The organism is Stenotrophomonas sp. YJH_SMC_54, from assembly GCF_059368435.1.
Map to the genome: position 1 here is coordinate 315919 of NZ_JCAFRS010000002.1, position 19650 is coordinate 335568.

At 67.3% G+C, this 19650-nt stretch carries 14 protein-coding genes and 1 riboswitch; of the genes, 8 read left to right on the plus strand and 6 right to left on the minus strand.

Annotation, left to right across the window (positions count from 1 at the left end; translation table 11 throughout):
• Window positions 1-301: 301 nt before the first annotated feature.
• Both AC5P5S_RS03770 and AC5P5S_RS03775 read right to left on the minus strand, forming a co-directional pair.
• Window positions 302-3829 carry a hybrid sensor histidine kinase/response regulator gene (locus AC5P5S_RS03770; RefSeq protein ID WP_032966941.1) on the minus strand — a complete coding sequence of 1176 codons (3528 nt, stop codon included), beginning with the start codon at window positions 3827-3829 and terminating at the stop codon, window positions 302-304.
• 94 nt (window positions 3830-3923) lie between these two features.
• Window positions 3924-7466: a sensor histidine kinase gene (locus tag AC5P5S_RS03775; RefSeq protein WP_171968978.1), complete on the minus strand. Its 3543-nt coding sequence runs from the start codon at window positions 7464-7466 to the stop codon at window positions 3924-3926.
• A gap of 165 nt (window positions 7467-7631) precedes the next feature.
• Here AC5P5S_RS03775 and AC5P5S_RS03780 point away from each other — a divergent pair, with 165 nt between their 5' ends.
• Genes AC5P5S_RS03780 through AC5P5S_RS03790 form a run of 3 tightly spaced genes read left to right on the plus strand, consistent with a single transcriptional unit; the run spans window position 7632 to window position 9423 of the window.
• Window positions 7632-8264, plus strand: coding sequence for a YceI family protein (locus AC5P5S_RS03780; RefSeq protein WP_005410671.1), 633 nt, complete (start codon window positions 7632-7634; stop codon window positions 8262-8264).
• Window positions 8265-8274: 10 nt separating this feature from the next.
• Window positions 8275-8847 (plus strand): cytochrome b, encoded by a 573-nt coding sequence (locus tag AC5P5S_RS03785; protein ID WP_005410672.1) that lies wholly within the window; start codon window positions 8275-8277, stop codon window positions 8845-8847.
• A gap of 3 nt (window positions 8848-8850) precedes the next feature.
• Complete coding sequence (locus tag AC5P5S_RS03790; RefSeq protein WP_005414145.1) at window positions 8851-9423, plus strand: YceI family protein; 573 nt, start codon at window positions 8851-8853, stop codon at window positions 9421-9423.
• 118 nt (window positions 9424-9541) lie between these two features.
• Here the strand turns inward: AC5P5S_RS03790 and AC5P5S_RS03795 are convergent, their stop codons facing one another.
• The gene (locus AC5P5S_RS03795; RefSeq protein ID WP_024956919.1) at window positions 9542-9772 is read right to left on the minus strand and encodes a glutaredoxin family protein; all 231 of its coding nucleotides are present in this window, start codon (window positions 9770-9772) and stop codon (window positions 9542-9544) included.
• A 100-nt stretch (window positions 9773-9872) separates the two neighbouring features.
• On the opposite strand from AC5P5S_RS03795, the gene AC5P5S_RS03800 reads away from it, so the two are divergent.
• Window positions 9873-11255, plus strand: a complete 1383-nt coding sequence (locus AC5P5S_RS03800) for an L-serine ammonia-lyase (protein WP_024956918.1) — start codon at window positions 9873-9875, stop codon at window positions 11253-11255.
• A 217-nt stretch (window positions 11256-11472) separates the two neighbouring features.
• The gene (locus AC5P5S_RS03805; RefSeq protein WP_062607954.1) at window positions 11473-12468 is read left to right on the plus strand and encodes an alpha/beta fold hydrolase; all 996 of its coding nucleotides are present in this window, start codon (window positions 11473-11475) and stop codon (window positions 12466-12468) included.
• A 105-nt stretch (window positions 12469-12573) separates the two neighbouring features.
• Here the strand turns inward: AC5P5S_RS03805 and AC5P5S_RS03810 are convergent, their stop codons facing one another.
• Genes AC5P5S_RS03810 through metX form a run of 3 tightly spaced genes read right to left on the minus strand, consistent with a single transcriptional unit; the run spans window position 12574 to window position 15901 of the window.
• Window positions 12574-13641, minus strand: a complete 1068-nt coding sequence (locus tag AC5P5S_RS03810) for a homoserine dehydrogenase family protein (protein WP_049404532.1) — start codon at window positions 13639-13641, stop codon at window positions 12574-12576.
• Window positions 13638-14873 carry an O-succinylhomoserine (thiol)-lyase gene (locus AC5P5S_RS03815; RefSeq protein WP_005410678.1) on the minus strand — a complete coding sequence of 412 codons (1236 nt, stop codon included), beginning with the start codon at window positions 14871-14873 and terminating at the stop codon, window positions 13638-13640. Before AC5P5S_RS03815 ends, AC5P5S_RS03810 begins: the two co-directional genes overlap by 4 nt.
• Window positions 14870-15901: a homoserine O-succinyltransferase MetX gene (metX, locus tag AC5P5S_RS03820; RefSeq protein WP_005410679.1), complete on the minus strand. Its 1032-nt coding sequence runs from the start codon at window positions 15899-15901 to the stop codon at window positions 14870-14872. Before metX ends, AC5P5S_RS03815 begins: the two co-directional genes overlap by 4 nt.
• Window positions 15902-15978: 77 nt before the next feature.
• Window positions 15979-16097: riboswitch (SAM riboswitch) on the minus strand.
• A 148-nt stretch (window positions 16098-16245) separates the two neighbouring features.
• Between metX and AC5P5S_RS03825 the strand changes: the two genes are divergently transcribed.
• From AC5P5S_RS03825 to trhA, 3 genes are all read left to right on the plus strand, one after another.
• Entirely contained in the window at window positions 16246-17127 is an 882-nt protein-coding gene (locus tag AC5P5S_RS03825) for a M23 family metallopeptidase (protein WP_111687574.1), read from the plus strand.
• A gap of 89 nt (window positions 17128-17216) precedes the next feature.
• A complete protein-coding gene (locus tag AC5P5S_RS03830) occupies window positions 17217-18821 on the plus strand; it encodes a peptide chain release factor 3 (RefSeq protein ID WP_005410681.1) in 1605 nt (534 codons plus the stop codon).
• A 160-nt stretch (window positions 18822-18981) separates the two neighbouring features.
• Window positions 18982-19620, plus strand: coding sequence for a PAQR family membrane homeostasis protein TrhA (trhA, locus tag AC5P5S_RS03835; protein ID WP_005410682.1), 639 nt, complete (start codon window positions 18982-18984; stop codon window positions 19618-19620).
• Window positions 19621-19650: the final 30 nt, after the last annotated feature.

A 19650-nucleotide genomic window follows, 5' to 3' on the forward strand; every position in this document is an offset into this window, starting at 1 on the left:
TAGATCCACGCCATGCATGGATGAATCTCCATCGAGATCGAATATGTCGAACTGAGATCGCAAACCATCCACGCATGGCGTGGATCTACTGCAGATCGCAGAATTCTGTCGAAGGCGGGGTGGTGTCGGAGTGCGGGGTGTCAGCCGCATGGATGCGGCTGCCAAGCCTACAAGGACGTACTTGCGGCGTCCCCGCACTCCGGCACCGCCCCGCCATCCCACGGGAAACCAGCTTTTGCTTCGGCTGTTGCTGTTGCTCCGGCTTGCAGCAGGTGCAGGGCTGCAAGCCCTGCAATAAGCCCTACCGTCCCATGACCCTGGCGATCGCTTCCACCAGCAGCTCACCGGTCACCGGCTTGCGCAGGAAACCACCGATGCCGGCCGCTTCCACCTGCTGCTGAAGGTCCGGATCGGTCCGTGCCGTCACGGCGAGCAGTGGCAGCATGTAGCCCTGGTTACGCAGGTGCTGGGCCAACTCGAAGCCGCTCAGGCCCGGCAGGTCCAGATCCAGCAGGCCGACGTCGAAATCCCCTGCGCTGATCTCGCGCAGTGCCGCCAGCGCATGGCCCGCATGCACCACTTCATGGCCGCGCGCACTCAACAGCCCGCGCACCACATCAGCCACGGTTGCATCATCCTCGACCAGCAGCACGCGCAATGGCGGCATGTTGGCCGCATCCTCGCGGTGCACTTCGCCCTCGGACTCTGCATTGGCATCGACCACCAGCGGCAACGGCAGGGTCACGCCAAAACACGTGCCGCGGCCGAGCTGGCTTTCCACCTGGATACGCCCCTGCATCGCCTGCGCCAGTTCGCGGCAGATCGCCAGGCCCAGGCCGCTGCCGCCGTACTGCGCCGCGGTGCGGGCGCCATCGGCCTGCTCGAAGCGGCGGAACAGGCGCTGCTGCTGTTCCTGGCTGATGCCCGGCCCGGTGTCGCGCACTTCGAAATGCAACGCGCGCAGCTCGCCGTCGCTGCGCGCATGCAGGGTGATGGTTCCGCGGCTGGTGAACTTGACCGCGTTGGAGAGCAGGTTGAGCAGGATCTGCCTTACCCGCATCGCATCGCCGGTCGCCTGCAGGCCCGGCGGCAACTGGTTGTCGAGGGTGAAGCGCAGGCCCTTCTGCGCTGCCAGCGGTCCCATCAGCGCGGCCAGGTCCTGCAGCAGGCAGCTCAGCGCGAACGGCTTGGACTGCAGCTCCAGCCGTCCGGATTCGATCCGTGCCAGGTCCAGTGCATCGTTGACCAGGTGAAGCAGGTGTTCGCCGGCGTGCCGGATCGACTGCGTGTAGCCGCGCTGCTGCGGGTCCAGCGGCGAGGCCAGCAGCAGTTCGCTCATGCCGAGCACACCGGTCATCGGCGTGCGGATTTCGTGGCCGAGATTGGCCAGGAAGCGGGTCTTGGCCGCCGAGGCCTGTTCGGCCAGTTCCTGTTTATGCAGTGCCAGCTGATAGGCATGGCGCCGCTGCAGGCGACGGCGATACAACCAGGCAAACCAACTGGTCAGCAGAAGCGCGATCGAGGCCAGCACCAGCAGCCCGGACAGGCTGCGCCACCACGGTGGCTGTACACGGAATTCCAGGCTCTGCACCCGCGACCAGACATGGTCGGCCGAGCGCGCCTGTACCTCCAGGCGGTAGCTGCCCGGCGGCAGGCGCGAGAACAGGCGCTCACCGGCCGGCCCCACTTCCACCCAATCGGGGTCGTAGCCGGCCAGGCGGTAGCGGTAGCTGTTGGAGGCCGAATCGGCGAATGACAACAGTCGCGCGACGATGCGCAGGTCACGGTCACCATCGGCAATCTGCAAGGGCGTGTCGTGGGTCAGGTCGAGTACCTGCTCGTTGCGGCGGACTTCGACCCGTTCGATCACCAACGGCGCCCGCCGTACCGACGGCCGCACCTGTTCCGGGTCGAACACCACCACGCCGGCCGGGGTACCGGCCACCAGATGGCCATCGCCGGACATCGTCAACGTGTGCTCGCGGAACTCCTGGCTGGGCAGGCCGTCGTGGACGCCGTACAGGCGCACGCTCTGCCCGTCGGCGCCAACCCGGACCAGGCCGCGCGCACTGGTGGCCCAGGCCACGCCCTGTGCGTCGACCACCAGCCCGGAGGCGGAGATTGCCGGGTAGCCCTGCTCCGCGCCGACAACGGCCTGCCGCTCCAACCGGCCCTGGCTCCAGCGGTAGCGCGACAGGCGGCCATCCTCCGACAGCCAGACCTGGCCATCGCGGCCCACGTGCAACGCATGGATCGCCGTCGCCGGCGCGCCCGGCACCGGCTGGAAGCGCTCGCTTTCCGGCAGCCACTGCAGCAGGCCACGGCTACTGGCCAGCCAGATGTGGTCCTGCGGCCCGCATTCCACATCCAGGTTGAGCTGGCCCTGCTGCAGGCCGCGCTGGCCGTTTTCCAGCTGGCGGCGCAGGCGACCGTCGAGGTCACGCTGCTGCAGACCTGCAGGCAACATCAACCATAGACTGTCGCCGTCACAGGTCATCATCGACTCGATGACCCCTTCCATGGTCGCGTCGGCCCCGGCATCACGGCCCCAGCGACGTAGCTCACGTCGCTTCGGGTCATAGCGCAGCAACGCATCGGTCGAGCCGATCCAGACCTGGCCACGGCGATCCTCGCGTACCGAGGACAACCAGTACATGCCATTGACCCAGGTGCGGTGCTGCTCGATCTTGCCCGTCCTGGGATCGAACCGGTCCAGCGCACCGTGGCTGCCGACCGTCCAGATGCCGCCATTGCTGGAAGGGCTGGTGCCGAGCACGAAGGCATTGCGCAGCGAACCGGTGTCGTCCTCCAATCGCGACAGCACCGAGAACTGCCACCAGCGCGGCAGCAGATGCCACAGGCCGGCATTGGTACTGGCCAACCAGATGCCGCCTTCGCGGTCCTCGTAGGCGCCCGTCCAGTTCGGCCGCACCGGCCCGCGCGCAACGGCGCTGTACAGCGGAACGGTCTGGTACTGCCCATCCACGGCCCGACCAAGCCCGGTACGGGTATCCAACCAATGCCCGCCCTGTTCATCGCGCAGCATCATGCCGAGCACCTGCTCGCCCGGCGGCAGTTTCCAGGGCGGCGATTCAAAACGCCCGTCGGGGCGACGCACCGTGGCGCCGGCCATCGTACTGATCCACAGGCTGCCATCGGGTTCGCTGGTCAACCCATTGATCAGCAGGCTGGGAATGACGTCGGTGCCGACCCGCTCGAAGTCGGTGCCGGTCCAGCGCGCCACGCCATGCTTGGTGCCGACCCACAGGCTGCCATCGGCCAGCGTAGCCAGGTACGGCACCGAGGCGGCAGGCAGGCTGCGGGGATTGTTGGCCTCGGGCAGGAAACGCTGCAGGCGGTCCTGGCTGTCCAGCCGGTACAGCCCACCTTCGTGGGTGCCGAACCAGATCGCACCGTCCGGCGTGGTCGCCAGGCTCCAGACCGTGTTGGTCCCCATCAACGGCTGGCTGCTGCGGTCGTAGAAATGCAGCTGGCGGCGGTCGGCCGACATCCGTACCAGGCCCGCGTTCTCGGTCCCGATCCAGAGCTGGTTGCGCGCATCGACCAGGACCGTCCAGATGCGGTTGTCGCGCAGGCCATCCTCAGAACGCCAGATCCGGTAGTTGCGCCCGTCGTAACGGGCCAGGCCGTCGTTGGTGGCGATCCACAGGTAGCCATAGCGGTCTTCGGCCATGCGGTTGACGGTATTGGACGGCAGGCCGTCGAATACCGTCACCTGGCGCGGGCTCGGTGGCACCGGCTGCGCGGCAGCGGGTGACAGGCCGCACAGGAGGATCAGCAGCAGCATTGCCGCCCGCAGATACACCACCGATTGCCTCCTCACGCTGCCTGATGATTCCCGCGCCGCGGGCGTCGGCATGGTAAACCGAAAGTCACGCCGTTCACGCCCGGCGTCGACGTTTTCAAGTTGTGGTCTGTCGTTTGGCGCGAGCCTGGATGATCGCTGCCACCAGCATGTCGCCGGTCACCGGCTTGCGCAGGAAACCATCGAAACCGGCAGCGAGCACCTGCGATTCGGCATACGCATCGGAGCGGGCGGTCACCGCCACCAGTGGCAGTTCGTAGCCCAGGGTGCGCAGCTGGCGGGCGATCGCAGTGCCGTCCAGCGCAGGCAGGTCGAGATCGAGCAGGCCGACATCGAAGCCGTCGGTAGCGATCTCCGACAAAGCCCCCAGGCCATGCAGCACATGCACCACCTCATGGCCGCGGCTGCGCAGCAGGCCGGCGATGACCTCGGCCACGGTGGCATCGTCCTCCACCAGCAGGATGCGCAGTGGCGGCAGCATCGGCAGTGCCGGCGCTTCGCCCGTGGCGGCTGCCTGCCGGGTCCAGGGCAGCGGCAACCGCACCCGGAAACGCGCGCCCTTGCCTGGCTGGCTGTCCACTTCGATGCGCCCGCCCATCGCCACGGCCAGCTCCTGGCAGATCGCCAGGCCCAGCCCGCTTCCACCATAGCGCGAGGCCGTGCGCGGCCCCTCCGCCTGTTCGAATCGGTGGAACAGCCGCTCCTGCTGCTCGGCATTGATACCCGGACCACTGTCGTGCACTTCGAAGCAGAGACCGCCGCCGTTCTCTTCCAGGTGCACGGCCAGGCCGACATGACCGCGCTCGGTGAACTTGATGGCATTGCCCAGCAGGTTGAGCAGGATCTGCCGCACGCGCATCTCGTCGCCACTGACGCTGATCGGGCCGGGCGGATCGTCGCCACGCTGGAAATCCAGCTTGCGCTGTTTCGCCATGGGCTGCATCAGCGCCTGCACCTGATCGAGCAGGCCGGCCAGGTCGAACGGACGCAGATCCAGCTCCAGTCGACCGGCTTCGATGCGCGCGAGGTCCAGCGCATCGTTGACCAACCGCAGCAGATGGCTGCCGGCCTGCTGGATGGAGCCGGCATAGCTGCGCTGCACCGGGTCCAGCGGTGTGGCCAGCAGCAACTCGCTCATGCCAAGCACGCCGGTCATCGGCGTGCGGACTTCATGCCCCAGCGTGGCCAGGAACCGGCTCTTGGCCTGCGAGGCCTGTTCGGCCAGCTCCTGCTTGTGCACGGTCAGCTGCCATTGCTGGCGACGGCGCAGGCGCGCACGGATCGACCAGACCAGGACGAGCAGCAGCAGCGAACCGATCAGGATGTAGCCGAAGATCGCCATGCCGCTGCGCCACCAGGGTGGCAGCACCTTCACCTGCAGCTGCTGCGAAGGCGTCCATGCACCATTGGCAGTGGCCGCCTGCACTTCGATGACGTAGCTGCCGGTCGGCAGTCGCGACAGCGTGCGCTGGCCGTCGCCGCCCTGCTCCACCCAGTTCTGGTCATACCCGCGTACCCGGAAGCGGTAGCGGTTGCCCTGGGGATTGGCATACGACAACAACCGCGCATCGATCTGCAGGTCGCGATCATCCGGTCCCAGCAGCAGGGTGCCGGTGTTCGGCAGCGGCTGCCAGCCGCGTGCATCGTCGCGGCGCACGCGCACCTCGGCAATCACCAGCGACGACCCGGGCAGCACCACGTCGTCGGCATTCACGTCGAATGCAACCAGGCCGGTCTGGGCGACGGCCAGAACGCGACCATCGGCATTCACCGCTGGCGGCCGGCTGGTGAACTCGGCATCGGACAGGCCATCGCGTTCATTGAACAACTGCAGGCGTCGTGCTTTCGGATCCCAGCGCAGCAGGCCGCGCGGCGTGGTCGCCCACACCCGGCCATTGTCGGCCAATGCCAGGCCCCCCATGCTGACCGGCGGCACACCGGCGCTTCCATCAATGCGCTGGATCAGGCGCAGGCTCATGCCATCCCACTGGTAGCGCTCCAGCGCGCCCTGGCGGGCCAGCCACAACTGCTGCGGATCCACCCACACCAGGTCGTAGATCAGCCCGCGCGAGACCCCCGGCACCGCTTCGAAGCGACCGGCCTGCTCACGCCAGATGCCCATGTCGCCCATCACCCATGCCTTGCCATGGGCATCGAAGCGGATCTGCTCGATGGGTGAGTCGGCCGCCTTGCGGAAATCGTCGAGAGGATAGCTGCGCAGCACCCGGCCCTCCGCACTGCGCTGCTGCAGGCCCAGGTTCATCACCGAAAGCCAGACCGTGCCATCGGGTGCCTGCCGCATCAGGTCGATGCGCTGGCGCAGATCGGCGCCTCCACCGATGTGCCAGTCGTGCAGCGCGCGGGTGGCCGGGTCATACACGCTGATGCGGCCGGCACGCCCCAGCCACAGGCGCCCGCCCGACCGCGGCAGTACCGACCACACCGCACCGCTGCCGATCTCGCGGTCGCTGGCCAGCAGGCGCAACGTGCCGTGCGCGTCCAGCTGATACACGCCGTGCGCCGAACCCACGTAGTAGTTCTGGCCATCACTGGCCGCGCCCAGCAGGTACTGGCTGTCCAGCGGCTTGCCATCGAGCTGGTTCCAGATCGAGAAGCGGCGCCAGTCCGGCGGGAGGTAGGCCAGTCCCTGGGTCAGCAGGGCGACCCACAATCCGCCTTCATGGTCCTGCAGCAGATCGAGCACACCGCTCTGTGCAGTGAGGAAACCACTGCCGCGGTCGCCGTCGAGCCGCCATAGCGCACTTGCGTCGCCACGCAGCAGGCCATCGGACGTGCCCGCCCAGTAGCCGCCCTGGCGATCGGCCAGCACCAGCGCCGAGCGCAGGCCGGCGCTGTCGCTCCAGCGCGGACGACTGACCCGGTCCTGCGCATCGATGCGGTACAGGCCATCATTCTGGCTGCCGACCCAGATCGAGCCATCCGGATCGCGGCTCATCCGCAGCACGCTCAATGCGCCCAGCGCGTGCGGTGCCACGGGCTCGAAGTCACGGCCATTCCAGCGTGCGACGCCGGCCTCGGTACCGATCCACAGGCGCCCCCGCGCATCGACCAGGCTGCTGTAGATGGTGTTGCTGGGCAGGCCGTCGGCACGGGCCGGGTCGTGCTTGAAGAAGCGCAGGCTGCCGTCCTCCCCGAACCGGCAGATACCCTGGCTGCTGGTGCCGATCCACAACGCATCCCCGGCGTAGGCCAGCGTCCAGAACTGGCCCAGGCACGGACCATTGACCGCATCGAAGGTCTTGAACCGCTCGCGGTCGGCATCCAGGCGGGCCACGCCCTTGCCATTGATGCCCACCCACACACGGTCCAGCGGATCGACCAGCAGGGTCTCGATCTCGTTGCCGGGCAACGAGCCGGGCTGTTCCGGGTCATGTTCCCAGACCCGCAGCGAGCTGCCGTCGTAGCGCACCAGACCGCCATCGGTTGCGGCCCAGACATGGCCCTGGCGGTCCTCGGCCAGCGCCAGCACCATGCGTGAAGGCATGCCTTCGGCGGCACCGAAGCGCCGCAGGCGTGGTGTTTCTGCCATGTCCAGGGCTGCAGCCGCCGTGGCAGACGCCAACAGCAGCAGCCCCGTTGCCGCGATGCCCAGGCACCACAGGCGCCAGCTGCTCGTCATCCTGAACCCCCTGTCCTGTCCCGATTGTCACACAGGGCCGGGGTCATGGCTGCAACAGCCTGTTGCCGGGGGCAGGACCACCACGAACTGTTGCAGCCATGCACGCATCCTTGGCAGGGGCCTGTGCGTATGATCACAGCGTCCCCCTTCCGGAGCCCGCCATCGATGCGTCCCTGCCTGGCCCTGCTGCCGATGCTGCTCGCCACCGCTCCCGCCTGGGCGGATGCAGATACCTATCGCCTCGATCCGGTGCACACGCGTGTGCTGTTCAGCATCGACCACGCGGGCTACTCGCAGGCGATGGGCACGGTCTCCGGCAGTGAGGGCCGGCTGCAGTTCGATCCCGACAACTGGCGCGAAGCCACGTTGGACGTCGAAGTCCCCGTGTCGCGATTGGACCTTGGTGACGCCAAATGGAACCAGGCCACGCTGGCCCGCAGCCTTCTGGATGGCGAGCGTTTCCCGAAGGCACATTTCGTCTCCAGCCGGGTCGAACCGATCGATGCCAGGCGCGCCCACGTGATCGGCACCCTGACCCTGCGCGGGGTCAGCCAGGAGATCACGCTGGACGTGACCCTCAACGCCATCAAGCGCTACCCCCTCCCCCCGTTCCGACGCACCGCCGGTTTTTCCGCCAGCACCACGCTGAGCCGGCGCGCGTTCGGCATCACCGCCTGGCCGGGCGTCATCGGTGATGCAGTACAGCTGAGGATCGAGGCTGAAGCCACCCTCGACCGCAGCGACGCCCCGGGAACTCCCGCTCCCGTTCCACACTCCGACCCCAAGACGGCCCCCTAGAGGACCCTTCATGACCGCCAAGAACACCCCCGCCGCCTGGGGGAGTGTCAGCCAGATCCTGCATTGGTTGATCGCATTGCTGATCCTCGCCCTGGGCGTGGTCGGCCTGACCATGGGCGAACTGCCCAAGACCCCCAAGTATTTCTGGGTCTATACCGCGCACAAGTCGATCGGCATCACCGTGCTGGCGCTCGTGCTCTTCCGCCTCGGCTGGCGCCTGTATGCCGGTGCCCCCAAGCCGGTGCCGGGCGTGCCCAGCTGGCAGGAACGCATCGCCAGTGCCACCCACGTGCTGCTGTATGTGCTGATGTTCGCCATCCCGCTGTCGGGCTGGCTGTACGACTCGGCCAGCGGCCTGCGCCCGTTCCGCTGGTTCGGCCTGGTCGACGTGCCCAAGCTGAGCGGTCCCGACCCGCAGGTGGTCGCGGTATCGCATGCCATCCACGAGTATGGCTTCTGGCTGTTGATCGCGGTGGTGCTGGCCCATGCCGGCGCTGCCTTCTACCACCACCTGTTCCAGCGCGATGCGACCTTGTCCCGCATGTTGCCGCGCGGCTGGCTTGCCTCCCCTCAGAAGGACTGACCGATGAACCTGAAACTGACCACTCCGGCCGCCGTGGCCGCCGCCCTGGCCGGCATGCTGGCCACCACCCCGGTGTTCGCCGCCGACTACGCACAGGCGCCCGGCGCCGGCTCGATCCTGGTGTTCGCCACCAAGTACGACGGCGAAGTGTTCACCGGCAGCTTCCCGGGCTTCGCCACCAAGCTCAGCTTCGACCCGGCCAACCCGGCCGCCGGTTCGCTGGACGTGGTGATCCCGCTGGCCGGCGCCAAGAGCGGCAACAGCGACCGTGACTCGACCCTGCAGACCGCCGACTTCTTCAATGTTGGCAAGTTCGCCACCGCACGCTACACCGCCAAGGGCTTCCGCGCGGTGGGCAATGACCAGTTCGCCGCCGATGGCACACTGGAGCTGCGAGGCGTCAGCAAGCCGGTCACCCTCACCTTCACCTGGAAGCCGGGCACCCAGCCGGTGCTGACCGGCAAGGCCACGGTCAAGCGCCTGGACTTCGGCGTCGGCGGCGGCGACTGGGCCGACACCAAGACCATCCCGGACGAAACCGCGATCAGCACGATCGTGAAGTTCGACGCGAAATAAACCGCGTCTGGTAGTGCCGGCCGCTGGCCGGCATCACCGGACATGGCAACGCCTCTGGTAGTGCCGGCCGCTGGCCGGCATCACCGGGCATCGCGGGCTTGCCGGCCAACGGCCGGCACTACCGGTCGACGGCCAGCCAGGCCTGGACCGTGGCTGCGTCGAACGGCCAGTCCAGCTCACGACCACCAGTCTCGTCGCGCAGCACCGGCACCCGCGCGCCGTAGCGCGCTTCCAGCGCAGGCTGGTCATCCAGGAACACCGATTCGAACTCCGGTGCCCGCGCCTTGGCCAGCTCGGCCAGGGCCATGTCGCACAGGTGGCAGTCATCGCGCTGGAACAGGGTCAACACCGGTTTTGCTCCCTCTGCCCAAATGCTGCGCCGCAGCCATGGAAGTGCGGCATGAACCGCTAGAATAGCGGTCTCCTCCGGTACCCGCAGTACGGCAACCATGGCTGTCAGCACGTTCGACGTTTTCAAGATCGGCATTGGCCCGAGCTCCTCGCACACCGTCGGGCCGATGAAGGCCGCCGAGCGATTCATCCATCGCTGGCTGCTTGACCCGGGCCGCCTGCACGAGGTCGCGCGCATCCGCGCCGATGTCTATGGCTCGCTGGCGCTGACCGGCCGCGGCCATGGCACCGACAAGGCGATCCTGCTGGGCCTGGAAGGCCAGCGTCCGAACCTGATCGATCCGGACATCATTCCGGCCACCCTGGAGCGCATCCGCAGCAGCAAGCGCATCCAGCTGATGGGCCAGCACGAGATCGCCTTCGACGAGAAGCGCGACCTCGGCATGAACAAGCGCCAGAAGCTGCCGTACCACACCAACGGCATGCGCTTCACCGCGTACAACGCCGAGGACGAGGTGATCGCCACCCGCGACTATTACTCGGTCGGTGGCGGCTTCGTGGTCAACCAGGACGACGCGGCCGATGACCGCATCGTGCCCGACGAGACCCCGCTGCCCTACCCGTTCAAGAGCGGCGACGAGCTGCTGGCGCAGACGGCGCGCAGCGGCCTGAGCATCGCCCAGCTGATGTTCGAGAACGAGAAGTGCTGGCGCAGCGAAGACGAGATCCGCGCCAACCTGCGCGAGATCTGGAGTGCGATGCAGTCGTGCGTGGCGCGCGGCATCCGCGAGGAAGGCGTGCTGCCGGGTGGCCTGAAGGTCGGCCGTCGTGCACCGGCGCTGTACCGCGAGCTGTCGTCGAAGCCGGAAGCAGCGATGCGCGATCCGCTGACCACGCTGGACTGGGTCAATCTCTATGCGCTGGCGGTGAACGAAGAGAACGCCGCCGGTGGTCGTGTGGTGACTGCGCCGACCAACGGCGCTGCCGGCGTGCTGCCGGCGGTGCTGCATTACTTCGACCGTTTCTGCCCCGGCGCCAACGAACAGCGCGTATTCGACTTCCTGCTGACCTCGGCAGCGATCGGCATCCTGTACAAGGAAAACGCCTCGATCTCCGGCGCCGAAGTGGGCTGCCAGGGCGAAGTGGGCGTGGCCTGCTCGATGGCGGCCGGTGGCCTGGTCGCAGCGCTGGGTGGCAACCCGAGCCAGATCGAGAATGCCGCGGAAATCGGCATGGAACACAACCTCGGCCTGACCTGTGACCCGATCGGCGGGCTGGTGCAGATCCCCTGCATCGAACGCAATGCGATGGGCGCGGTGAAGGCGATCAATGCCTCGCGCATGGCGATGCGCGGCGACGGCAAGCACAAGGTGTCGCTGGACAAGGTGATCAAGACCATGCGCGATACCGGCCGCGACATGCAGGACAAGTACAAGGAAACCAGCCGTGGCGGCCTGGCGGTGAACGTCATCGAGTGTTGAGGTCTACCGGTCCCGGCGCGATGGCGCCGGGCCACAGGTAGAGTCGACCGTTGGTCGACTATCGCGCGCAGCGCGGGATTTTCGCTCGTTGTGGGGAAGGTAGTCGACTAACCGTCGACTCTACCCAGTCGACTCTACCTCGTCGCCCTTGCCCGGTCGGACGACACCGTCATTGCGTTCCGGTTAGGCTCGGGGCTCCCCTACCCAGGACCGCCCCATGCGCGTGATCGCTGCCGCCCTGCTTGCCTGCCTTCCACTGCCTGCGCTGGCCGCGCCCACTTACGGGCCGCGGCTGGAGGGTTTCGACTACGGCTATCCGGTGAAGACCTTCGCGCTGGAATCGCAGCAGCAGCCGCTGGAAATGGCCTACCTCGACATCGCGCCGAAGAAGGCACCCATCGGCGTGGTGGTGCTGCTGCACGGCAAGAACTTCTGTGCCGCCACCTGGAAGGAATCGATCAAGCCACTGGTTGGCGCCGGCTATCGGGTGATCGCTCCGGACCAGGTGGGCTTCTGCAAATCCAGCAAGCCCGAGCGTTACCAGTATTCGTTCGCGCAGCTGGCCGCCAACACCCATGCCCTGCTGCAACAGCTGCAACTGGGTGATGTCCCGGTGCACCTGGTCGGTCATTCGATGGGCGGCATGCTGGCGGTGCGCTATGCGCTGATGTTCCCGCAGGACCTGCGCAGCCTGTCACTGGTCAACCCGATCGGGCTGGAAGACTGGAAGGCACTGGGTATTCCCTGGCGCAGCGTGGACGCGTGGTACGCCGGCGAAATGAACATCAGCTATGACAGCATCCGCCGCTACCAGCTGGACGTGTACTACGACGGAAAATGGAAGCCGGCGTATGAACCGTGGGCACGGATGCAGTCGGGCATGTACGAAGGGCCCGGCAAGCAGGCCGTTGCATGGAGCCAGGCACTGGCCTCGGACATGGTGTTCAACCAGCCGGTGGTCTACGAACTCAAGAATGTTCAGGTGCCGACCACGCTGTTCATCGGCCAGAAGGACCGCACCGCGATCGGTCGCGACCTGGCGCCACCAGCGGTGAAGGCGACGCTGGGCAACTATCCGGTGCTCGGCAAGGCGGCCGCCGCGGCGATTCCCGGCGCGACGCTGATCGAGTTCGCCGAACTGGGCCATTCGCCGCAGGTGCAGGACCCGAAGCAGTTCAACGCGGCGTTGCTGAAGGCATTGAAGGCGCATTGAACAGCAGCCCTCCCCTGTAGAGTCGAGCCATGCTCGGCTTATCCAGCAAGAGGGATCTCGCCAGTAGCAGCCGAGCATGGGCTCGGCTCTACAGAAGCAGTGCGATCAGCCGACGATCCGCAACACGTCATCCAGCAGCGCGGCGGCGGTGACTTCCGCGCCCGCGCCCGGGCCCTGGATCAACAACGGCTGGCGGTGATAGCGATCGCTGTGGATGGCCACGCGGTTGTCGGTGCCCGCGCCCTGCGCCAACGGGTGATCGGCAGGCAACTCACGCAGGCCCACCTGCGCACCCTCGCCATCGACACGGCCAACGAAACGCAGCACGCGGCCATTGTCATGCGCCTGCTGCCAGCGCGCCTGCAACGGCGCATCCAGCTGCTCGAGCGCCGCCACCGCATCCTCCAGCGGCAGCGCTGCCAGCGCTTCAGGCACCAGTGAATCCACCTCTACCTGCGACGCATCCAGCGCCAACCCGCTGCTGCGGGCGAGGATCAGCAGCTTGCGACGCACGTCTTCACCGGAAAGGTCCAGACGCGGATCGGGCTCGGTGTAGCCGGCAGCCAGCGCCTCGCGCACCGCCGCCGAGAACGGCGACTGGCCGTCATAACGATGGAACAGCCACGCCAGCGAACCGGACAGCACGCCTTCGATGGCATGGATGTGATCGCCACCGGCCACCAGTGCACGCAGGCTGCTCAACAGCGGCAGGCCCGCGCCCACCGTCGCGCTGTCGCCATAGCGTGCGCCACTGTCGGCACAGCTTTCCGCAATGGCCTGCGCGCGGGCCAGCTGCGCACCACGTCCCAGCTTGTTGGCGGTCACCACATGCACGCCCCGCGCCAGCCACTGCACGTGGCGCGCGGCCACGTCTTCGCTGGCGGTGGCGTCGACCACCACGTCGCCACGCTCCAGTCCTTCGGCACTCGCCCACGGTGGCGAACTCTGGCCATCGCGCGGTGCACGCCGTGCCAGTTCCAGCGGCAAGGCCAGGTCACGATCGATCTCCAGCGCAGTGCGTGAATTGGCCAGCCACTGCACGCTGGGCAGTTCCAGCCCACGCGCCCGCAATGCCTGGTAACGCTGTACGAAGGCCGAGCCGACCGTGCCGGTGCCCAGCAGCGCCAGGCGTCCCACGCCCAGAGCAGGAATTTCTGCGGCGAGCGCGCTCATGCATCCACCACCTGTTTGCGGCGCGCAGCCGCATCAATCACCGCTTCGGCACGCTGCAGCGCGGCGCCGAGATCGGCCAACAGGTCACGCTCGGCCTCGATGCCAACCGACAGGCGCAGCAGGCCTTCGCTGATGCCGGCCGCAGCACGCGCTTCGGCGGTCATCGCCGCATGGGTCATGGTGGCGGGGTGCGCGATCAGGCTTTCGACGCCGCCCAGCGATTCGGCCAGGGTGAAACAGCGCAGGCCATCGACGAACGCGCGAACCGCCGCGTGCGGATCATCACCCGCGCAGTGCGCCAGTTCGAACGACAGCATCGCGCCGAAGCCACTCTGCTGGCGAGCAGCGATGGAGTGGCCCGGGTGATCGGCCAGGCCCGGATAATAGACGCGGCCGACCGCCGGATGCTGGTCCAGCAGCGCAACGATCGACGTGGTGTTCTCCTGATGCACGCGCAGGCGCGCATCCAGCGTACGCAGGCCGCGCAGGGTCAGGAAGGCATCAAACGGCGAACCCGTCAGGCCCAGCGCGTTGCCCCACCACACCAGCTGCTCATGCAGTGCCGGATCGCGCGCGACGACCGCACCACCCACCACGTCGCTGTGGCCGTTGATGTACTTGGTGGTGGAATGCAGCACCAGATCCGCACCGAACGACAGTGGTTGCTGCAGGGCCGGCGACAGGAAGGTGTTGTCGACCACAACCAGAGCACCTGCCTTGTGCGCGGCATCGATGACGAAGCGCAGGTCGGTGATGCGCAGCAGCGGATTGGACGGCGTTTCCACCAGCACCAGCTTCGGCTGGGTGGCCAGGGCCTGCGACAGCGCGCGCGGATCGGTCAGGTCGGCGGTGACCAGTTCGAAATGGCCCTTCTTCGCCAGCGCATTGAACAGCCGCCAGCTGCCACCGTACGCGTCGTGCGGCACGACCAGGGTATCGCCCGGCTGAAGCAGCGCGTTCAACACCAGGTTGATCGCGCCCATGCCGGTGGCGGTGATCACGCCGCCCGCACCGCCTTCCAGCTCGGCCAGCGCTTCACCCAACAGGTCGCGGGTCGGGTTGCCACTGCGCGTGTAGTCGTACTGGCGCTTGTTGCCGAAGCCTTCAAAGCTGAAGTTCGACGACAGCACGATCGGCGGCGTGACCGCGCCATGCGCGGTGTCCCGATCGATGCCGGCACGGACAGCGGCAGTGGTGCGGCTACAGGACGGCTCGTTGGCGTGCAGGCTCATGCGGACTCTCCAGAGGTGCGGAAGGCGGTGGCGAGGATCGCGTCGATGCGATCGGTTTCTTTGAGGAAGGCGTCGTGGCCATAGGGCGAGCGCAGCACGCGCAGGCTGCCGCGCGGCCCCAGCCCCTCGACCAGGCCGACCAGGTCGGCCAACGGCACCAGGCGGTCACCCTCCACCGCGACCACCACGGTCGGCGGCAGGATGGCCGCGGGGTCCACGCGGTGCAGGTCGATCGATTCGGACAGGCGCAGGTAGGCGGTCACCGGCGTGCGCGCGACGTACTGCGCGCCGGCGGCGTCGAGATAGTCCTCGGCGGCGACCCGCACGCGGCCGTTGATCACTTCCGGCGCGGCGTCGAAGCGCTCGCCGAACTCTTCCGGGGTGCGGTAGCTGAGCATGGCGAACTGCCGGGCCAGCGCCAGGCCGTGGTCTTCGCCGCACTGCAGTTGGCCGAGGGCGACGGCGCGGCGCTGCAGTGCGCGCCAGGCCGCGGCATACGGGTGCGGACGATGCGCGCCGCTGGCCAGCACCAGCTGGCGCACCCGGGCTCGATGACGGATCGCGAACTGCTGGCCGACCAGCGCGCCATACGAGTAGCCGACGAAGGCCTTCAGCGTGCGGATACCCAGATGATCCAGCAGCAGTGCCAGCGCATCGGCCTGGTCAGCGGTATCGATCGGCACGTCCAACGCACCGTCGGCCCCGATGAAGTCGAACGCCAGTACGCGCAACTGCTGCGGATCCAGCGTGCGACCACTGCCGACCAGGTCTTCGGCCCAGCCCTTCTCGCTGAACTGTGCGTTGGACGCCACATGGCGATGGGCGGAAATGCCGCCGGCCAGCACCACCACCGGCGCATTGGCGGGGCCGACCCACTCATAGCGCAGGCGCACCGGGCTGGGGCCAGCGTGACGCATCGACAGCACCGCGGCGAACTCACCGCGCTCGGCATGCACGCGATCTTCGACCGGCACGCTGACGGGAACAAAGGGTTCGGGGCGAACGGCGGTACTGGCAGCGAAGCTCATGGCGGGATCCGGTTGGGGAATCGGCCATCGAGCCTTCGCGGGGCTCGCGTTCGAGATGCACGTGCGGTGCATGGATCGAACCATCTTTCGGTGGACGCCACGGTCCCCGCAGGATTTGGCACCTACGCGAACGCTTTCGCATCCGCGGGCTGCCCCGGCTTCAAAGGGCCTGTCCCTCTGCCGGTCTCGATGGTGAGGCCACGATGCCAGCGCTTCCGGGCGCTGTCAATCCCTTCATGCGGATAAAGCGATGAATATTTTCGCGACAGGTATGCGAGAGGCGTCGCGGTCGCTCCGTTCAGGATCGGGTACAGTCCGGACGGTCCGTTTTCCTGAATCCGCTGATGCCACGCCTGCCCTTGACCTGCCTGCTCCTGCCGCTGCTGGCCAGCGCCTCTGCCGGCGCCAGCGAGTGGCGCCAGGGCTGGGGGATGCTGCCGAAGGCGCCTGCCCCCGCCAGCGCGGAGGCGAAGGCCCCCCTTCCGATGGCCCAGCTGCGCCTGCAGTCGATCGGCGAACAGTGGCAGGCCCGGATCGACAACACCCTGGCCGGGCCGTTGCAGATCGAACTGCGCGCCGCCCCTGGGCACCCGGTCGACGGCTTGCCGGTGCAGTCACTGATACAGGGCGACAGCAGCCTGGTAGTCGGCCACCTCCCCGCGCCGGTCAACGGCCGGATGCTGGACCTGCGCCTGCAGTCGGTACCAGGCAACCCCGCCGCACAGGCCGAGGATGTGGCCTACCGCCTGCCCTTCGATGATGCACGCCCGCGGGTGGACCAGGCGCCGCAGGGCCGGTTCAGCCACGACGACGAGGAGAACCGCGACGCGGTCGACTTCGCACTGCCGGAGGGCACGCTGGTGCTGGCCGCGCGCGAGGGCACGGTGATGCAGATCCAGGATGGCTTCCGAGGCAACGGCCAGGACCGCGAACGTGATGGTGCCCGCGCCAACTTCATCCGCGTGCTGCACAGCGACGGCAGCATGGCCCTGTACGGCCACCTGCAGGCCGGCGGCATGCGCGTGCGTCGCGGCCAGGCGGTGGGCGCCGGGCAGCCCATCGGCCTGTCCGGCAACAGCGGCTTCAGCAGCGCACCGCACCTGCACTTCGTGGTGCAGGTCAACCGCGGCATGGGCCTGCGTTCGGTGCCGGCACGCATCTTCGCCGAGCAGGGCCAGCTGCAGTTCGCCCGCCAGGGCGAGGCCGAGGGCGGCATCGGGCGCTGAACGGCCCCGGCCGGTATAATCGGGCGCTTATCTCTTTTATAATCGGGCGCTTATCTCTTTGAAAAGCGCCCCGGGCGGGCGCCACTGCCATGTCCGAAGTCGCCAACGAAGCGTCGCGTCGCCGCACCTTCGCCATCATTTCCCACCCTGACGCCGGCAAGACCACGCTGACCGAAAAGCTGCTGCTGTTCGGAGGCGCGATCCAGATGGCCGGTTCGGTCAAGGGCCGCAAGGCCGCCCGCCACGCCACCTCCGACTGGATGGCATTGGAAAAGGAACGCGGCATCTCCGTCACCTCTTCGGTGATGCAGTTCCCGTACGAAGACAAGATCGTCAACCTGCTCGACACCCCCGGCCACGCCGACTTCGGCGAGGACACCTACCGCGTGCTGACTGCGGTGGACTCGGCGCTGATGGTGATCGACGTGGCCAAGGGCGTGGAAGAGCGCACCATCAAGCTGATGGAAGTGTGCCGCCTGCGCGATACCCCGATCATGACCTTCATCAACAAGCTCGACCGCGAGGGCAAGGACCCGATCGAGCTGCTGGATGAAGTGGAAACCGTGCTGGGCATCCAGTGCGCGCCGGTGACCTGGCCGATCGGCATGGGCCAGCGCCTGAAGGGCGTGGTCCACCTGCTGACCGGCGAAGTGCACCTGTACGAGCCGGGCCGCAACTTCACCCGCCAGGACTCGACCATCTTCCCGTCCATCGACGCCCCCGGCCTGGCCGAGAAGATCGGTGCGCAGATGCTGGCCGACCTGCGCGACGAGCTGGAACTGGTGCAGGGCGCCAGCCATCCGTTCGACCTGGAGGCCTACCGCGCCGGCAAGCAGACCCCGGTGTTCTTCGGCTCGGGCGTGAACAACTTCGGCGTGCAGCCGCTGCTGGACTTCTTCGTCGAGCATGCGCCGTCGCCACAGGCACGCTCCACCACCGGCCGCGAGATCGCCCCGGAAGAAAACAAGCTGACCGGCTTCGTGTTCAAGATCCAGGCCAACATGGACCCGCAGCACCGCGACCGCGTCGCGTTCATGCGCGTCTGCTCGGGCCGCTTCAGCGCCGGCATGAAGACCTTCCACGTGCGCACCGGCAAGGAAATGAAGCTGGCCAACGCACTGACCTTCATGGCCAGCGATCGTGAAATCGCCGCCGAAGCCTGGCCGGGCGATGTGATCGGCATCCACAACCACGGCACCATTTCCATCGGCGATACCTTTACCGAAGGCGAAGCGGTCACCTTCACCGGCATCCCCAACTTCGCCCCGGAACTGTTCCGCCGCGCGCGCCTGCGCGATCCGCTCAAGCTCAAGCAGCTGCAGAAGGGACTGGCCCAGCTGTCCGAAGAAGGCGCGACCCAGTTCTTCCGCCCTCTCACCAGCAACGACCTGATCCTGGGTGCGGTGGGTGTGCTGCAGTTCGACGTGGCGGCCTATCGCCTGAAGGACGAGTACGGCGTGGAAGCCACCTTCGAGCCGGTCAGCGTGACCACCGCGCGTTGGGTCCACTGCAGCAACGAGAAGAAGCTGGAAGAGTTCCGAGAAAAGAATGCGCTGAACCTGGCACTGGATGCAGCCGGCCACCTGGTCTACCTGGCACCGACCCGGGTCAACCTGCAGCTGGCGCAGGAACGCTCGCCGGACGTGCGTTTCTCGGCCACCCGCGAAGCGGCCCATACCGTTTCGGTGGGCTGATGCCAAGGGGTCGGATCCCTTTCCGGCAGGAAAGGGCTCTGACCCCAGCCAACGCAAGGCAGGCATTCACCCACCATACGGTGACAGGCGTGCACGCATCGCCCATCGCGGCGATGATAAGGGGGTGCGGGTCCCCCTCCCCGCGAACAATGCCTACGCCATGTCCACGACGTCCATTGCTTCGATCCGTGAAGAAATCGCCAGCGCCCTGACCCATGGCCTGGGCGCGGTATTCGCTCTGGCCGCCAGCGCGGTGTTGATCACCCTGGCTGCGATCTACGGCGACGGCTGGCAGCTGGCCAGCGCGATCGTGTTCGGTATCGCGCTGTTGCTGCTGTACACCGCCTCCACGCTGTACCACGCCATCCAGCATCCGGTTGCCAAGGGCCGGTTGAAGGTGTTCGACCACTGCGCGATCTATGTGCTGATCGCGGGCACCTATACCCCGTTCACCCTGATCGGCCTGCGCGGTCCGTGGGGCTGGGGCCTGTTCACCGCGATCTGGGCGCTGGCGCTGGGCGGCGTGGTGTTCAAGCTGTTCTACACCGGCCGTTTCAAGGTGCTCTCAACGGTGATCTACATCGCCATGGGCTGGCTGGTGGTCGTGGCGATCAAGCCGATGTGGGCCTCGATCGATGGCGGCACCCTCACCTGGCTGTTCGCCGGCGGCCTGTCGTACACGCTGGGGACCTACTTCTACCACCGTGAATCGATCCCGTACTCGCATGCCATCTGGCACCTGTTCGTGATCGGCGGCAGCGTCTGCCACTTCGTCGCGGTCACCATGCAGGTGCTGTAAACGGCCGCTCGAGGGCGGCGTGTGCACGCC

What these genes read in the sequence shown, in the direction of transcription:
- trhA (WP_005410682.1), top strand. Translation starts at nt 18,982, where the DNA reads ATGTCCACGACGTCCATTGCTTCGATCCGTGAAGAAATCGCCAGCGCC.
- AC5P5S_RS03785 (WP_005410672.1), top strand. Translation starts at nt 8,275, where the DNA reads ATGACCGCCAAGAACACCCCCGCCGCCTGGGGGAGTGTCAGCCAGATC.
- AC5P5S_RS03780 (WP_005410671.1), top strand. Translation starts at nt 7,632, where the DNA reads ATGCGTCCCTGCCTGGCCCTGCTGCCGATGCTGCTCGCCACCGCTCCC.
- AC5P5S_RS03800 (WP_024956918.1), top strand. Translation starts at nt 9,873, where the DNA reads ATGGCTGTCAGCACGTTCGACGTTTTCAAGATCGGCATTGGCCCGAGC.
- AC5P5S_RS03830 (WP_005410681.1), top strand. Translation starts at nt 17,217, where the DNA reads ATGTCCGAAGTCGCCAACGAAGCGTCGCGTCGCCGCACCTTCGCCATC.
- AC5P5S_RS03805 (WP_062607954.1), top strand. Translation starts at nt 11,473, where the DNA reads ATGCGCGTGATCGCTGCCGCCCTGCTTGCCTGCCTTCCACTGCCTGCG.
- AC5P5S_RS03775 (WP_171968978.1), bottom strand. Translation starts at nt 7,466, where the DNA reads ATGACGAGCAGCTGGCGCCTGTGGTGCCTGGGCATCGCGGCAACGGGG.
- metX (WP_005410679.1), bottom strand. Translation starts at nt 15,901, where the DNA reads ATGAGCTTCGCTGCCAGTACCGCCGTTCGCCCCGAACCCTTTGTTCCC.
- AC5P5S_RS03790 (WP_005414145.1), top strand. Translation starts at nt 8,851, where the DNA reads ATGAACCTGAAACTGACCACTCCGGCCGCCGTGGCCGCCGCCCTGGCC.
- AC5P5S_RS03825 (WP_111687574.1), top strand. Translation starts at nt 16,246, where the DNA reads ATGCCACGCCTGCCCTTGACCTGCCTGCTCCTGCCGCTGCTGGCCAGC.
- AC5P5S_RS03815 (WP_005410678.1), bottom strand. Translation starts at nt 14,873, where the DNA reads ATGAGCCTGCACGCCAACGAGCCGTCCTGTAGCCGCACCACTGCCGCT.
- AC5P5S_RS03810 (WP_049404532.1), bottom strand. Translation starts at nt 13,641, where the DNA reads ATGAGCGCGCTCGCCGCAGAAATTCCTGCTCTGGGCGTGGGACGCCTG.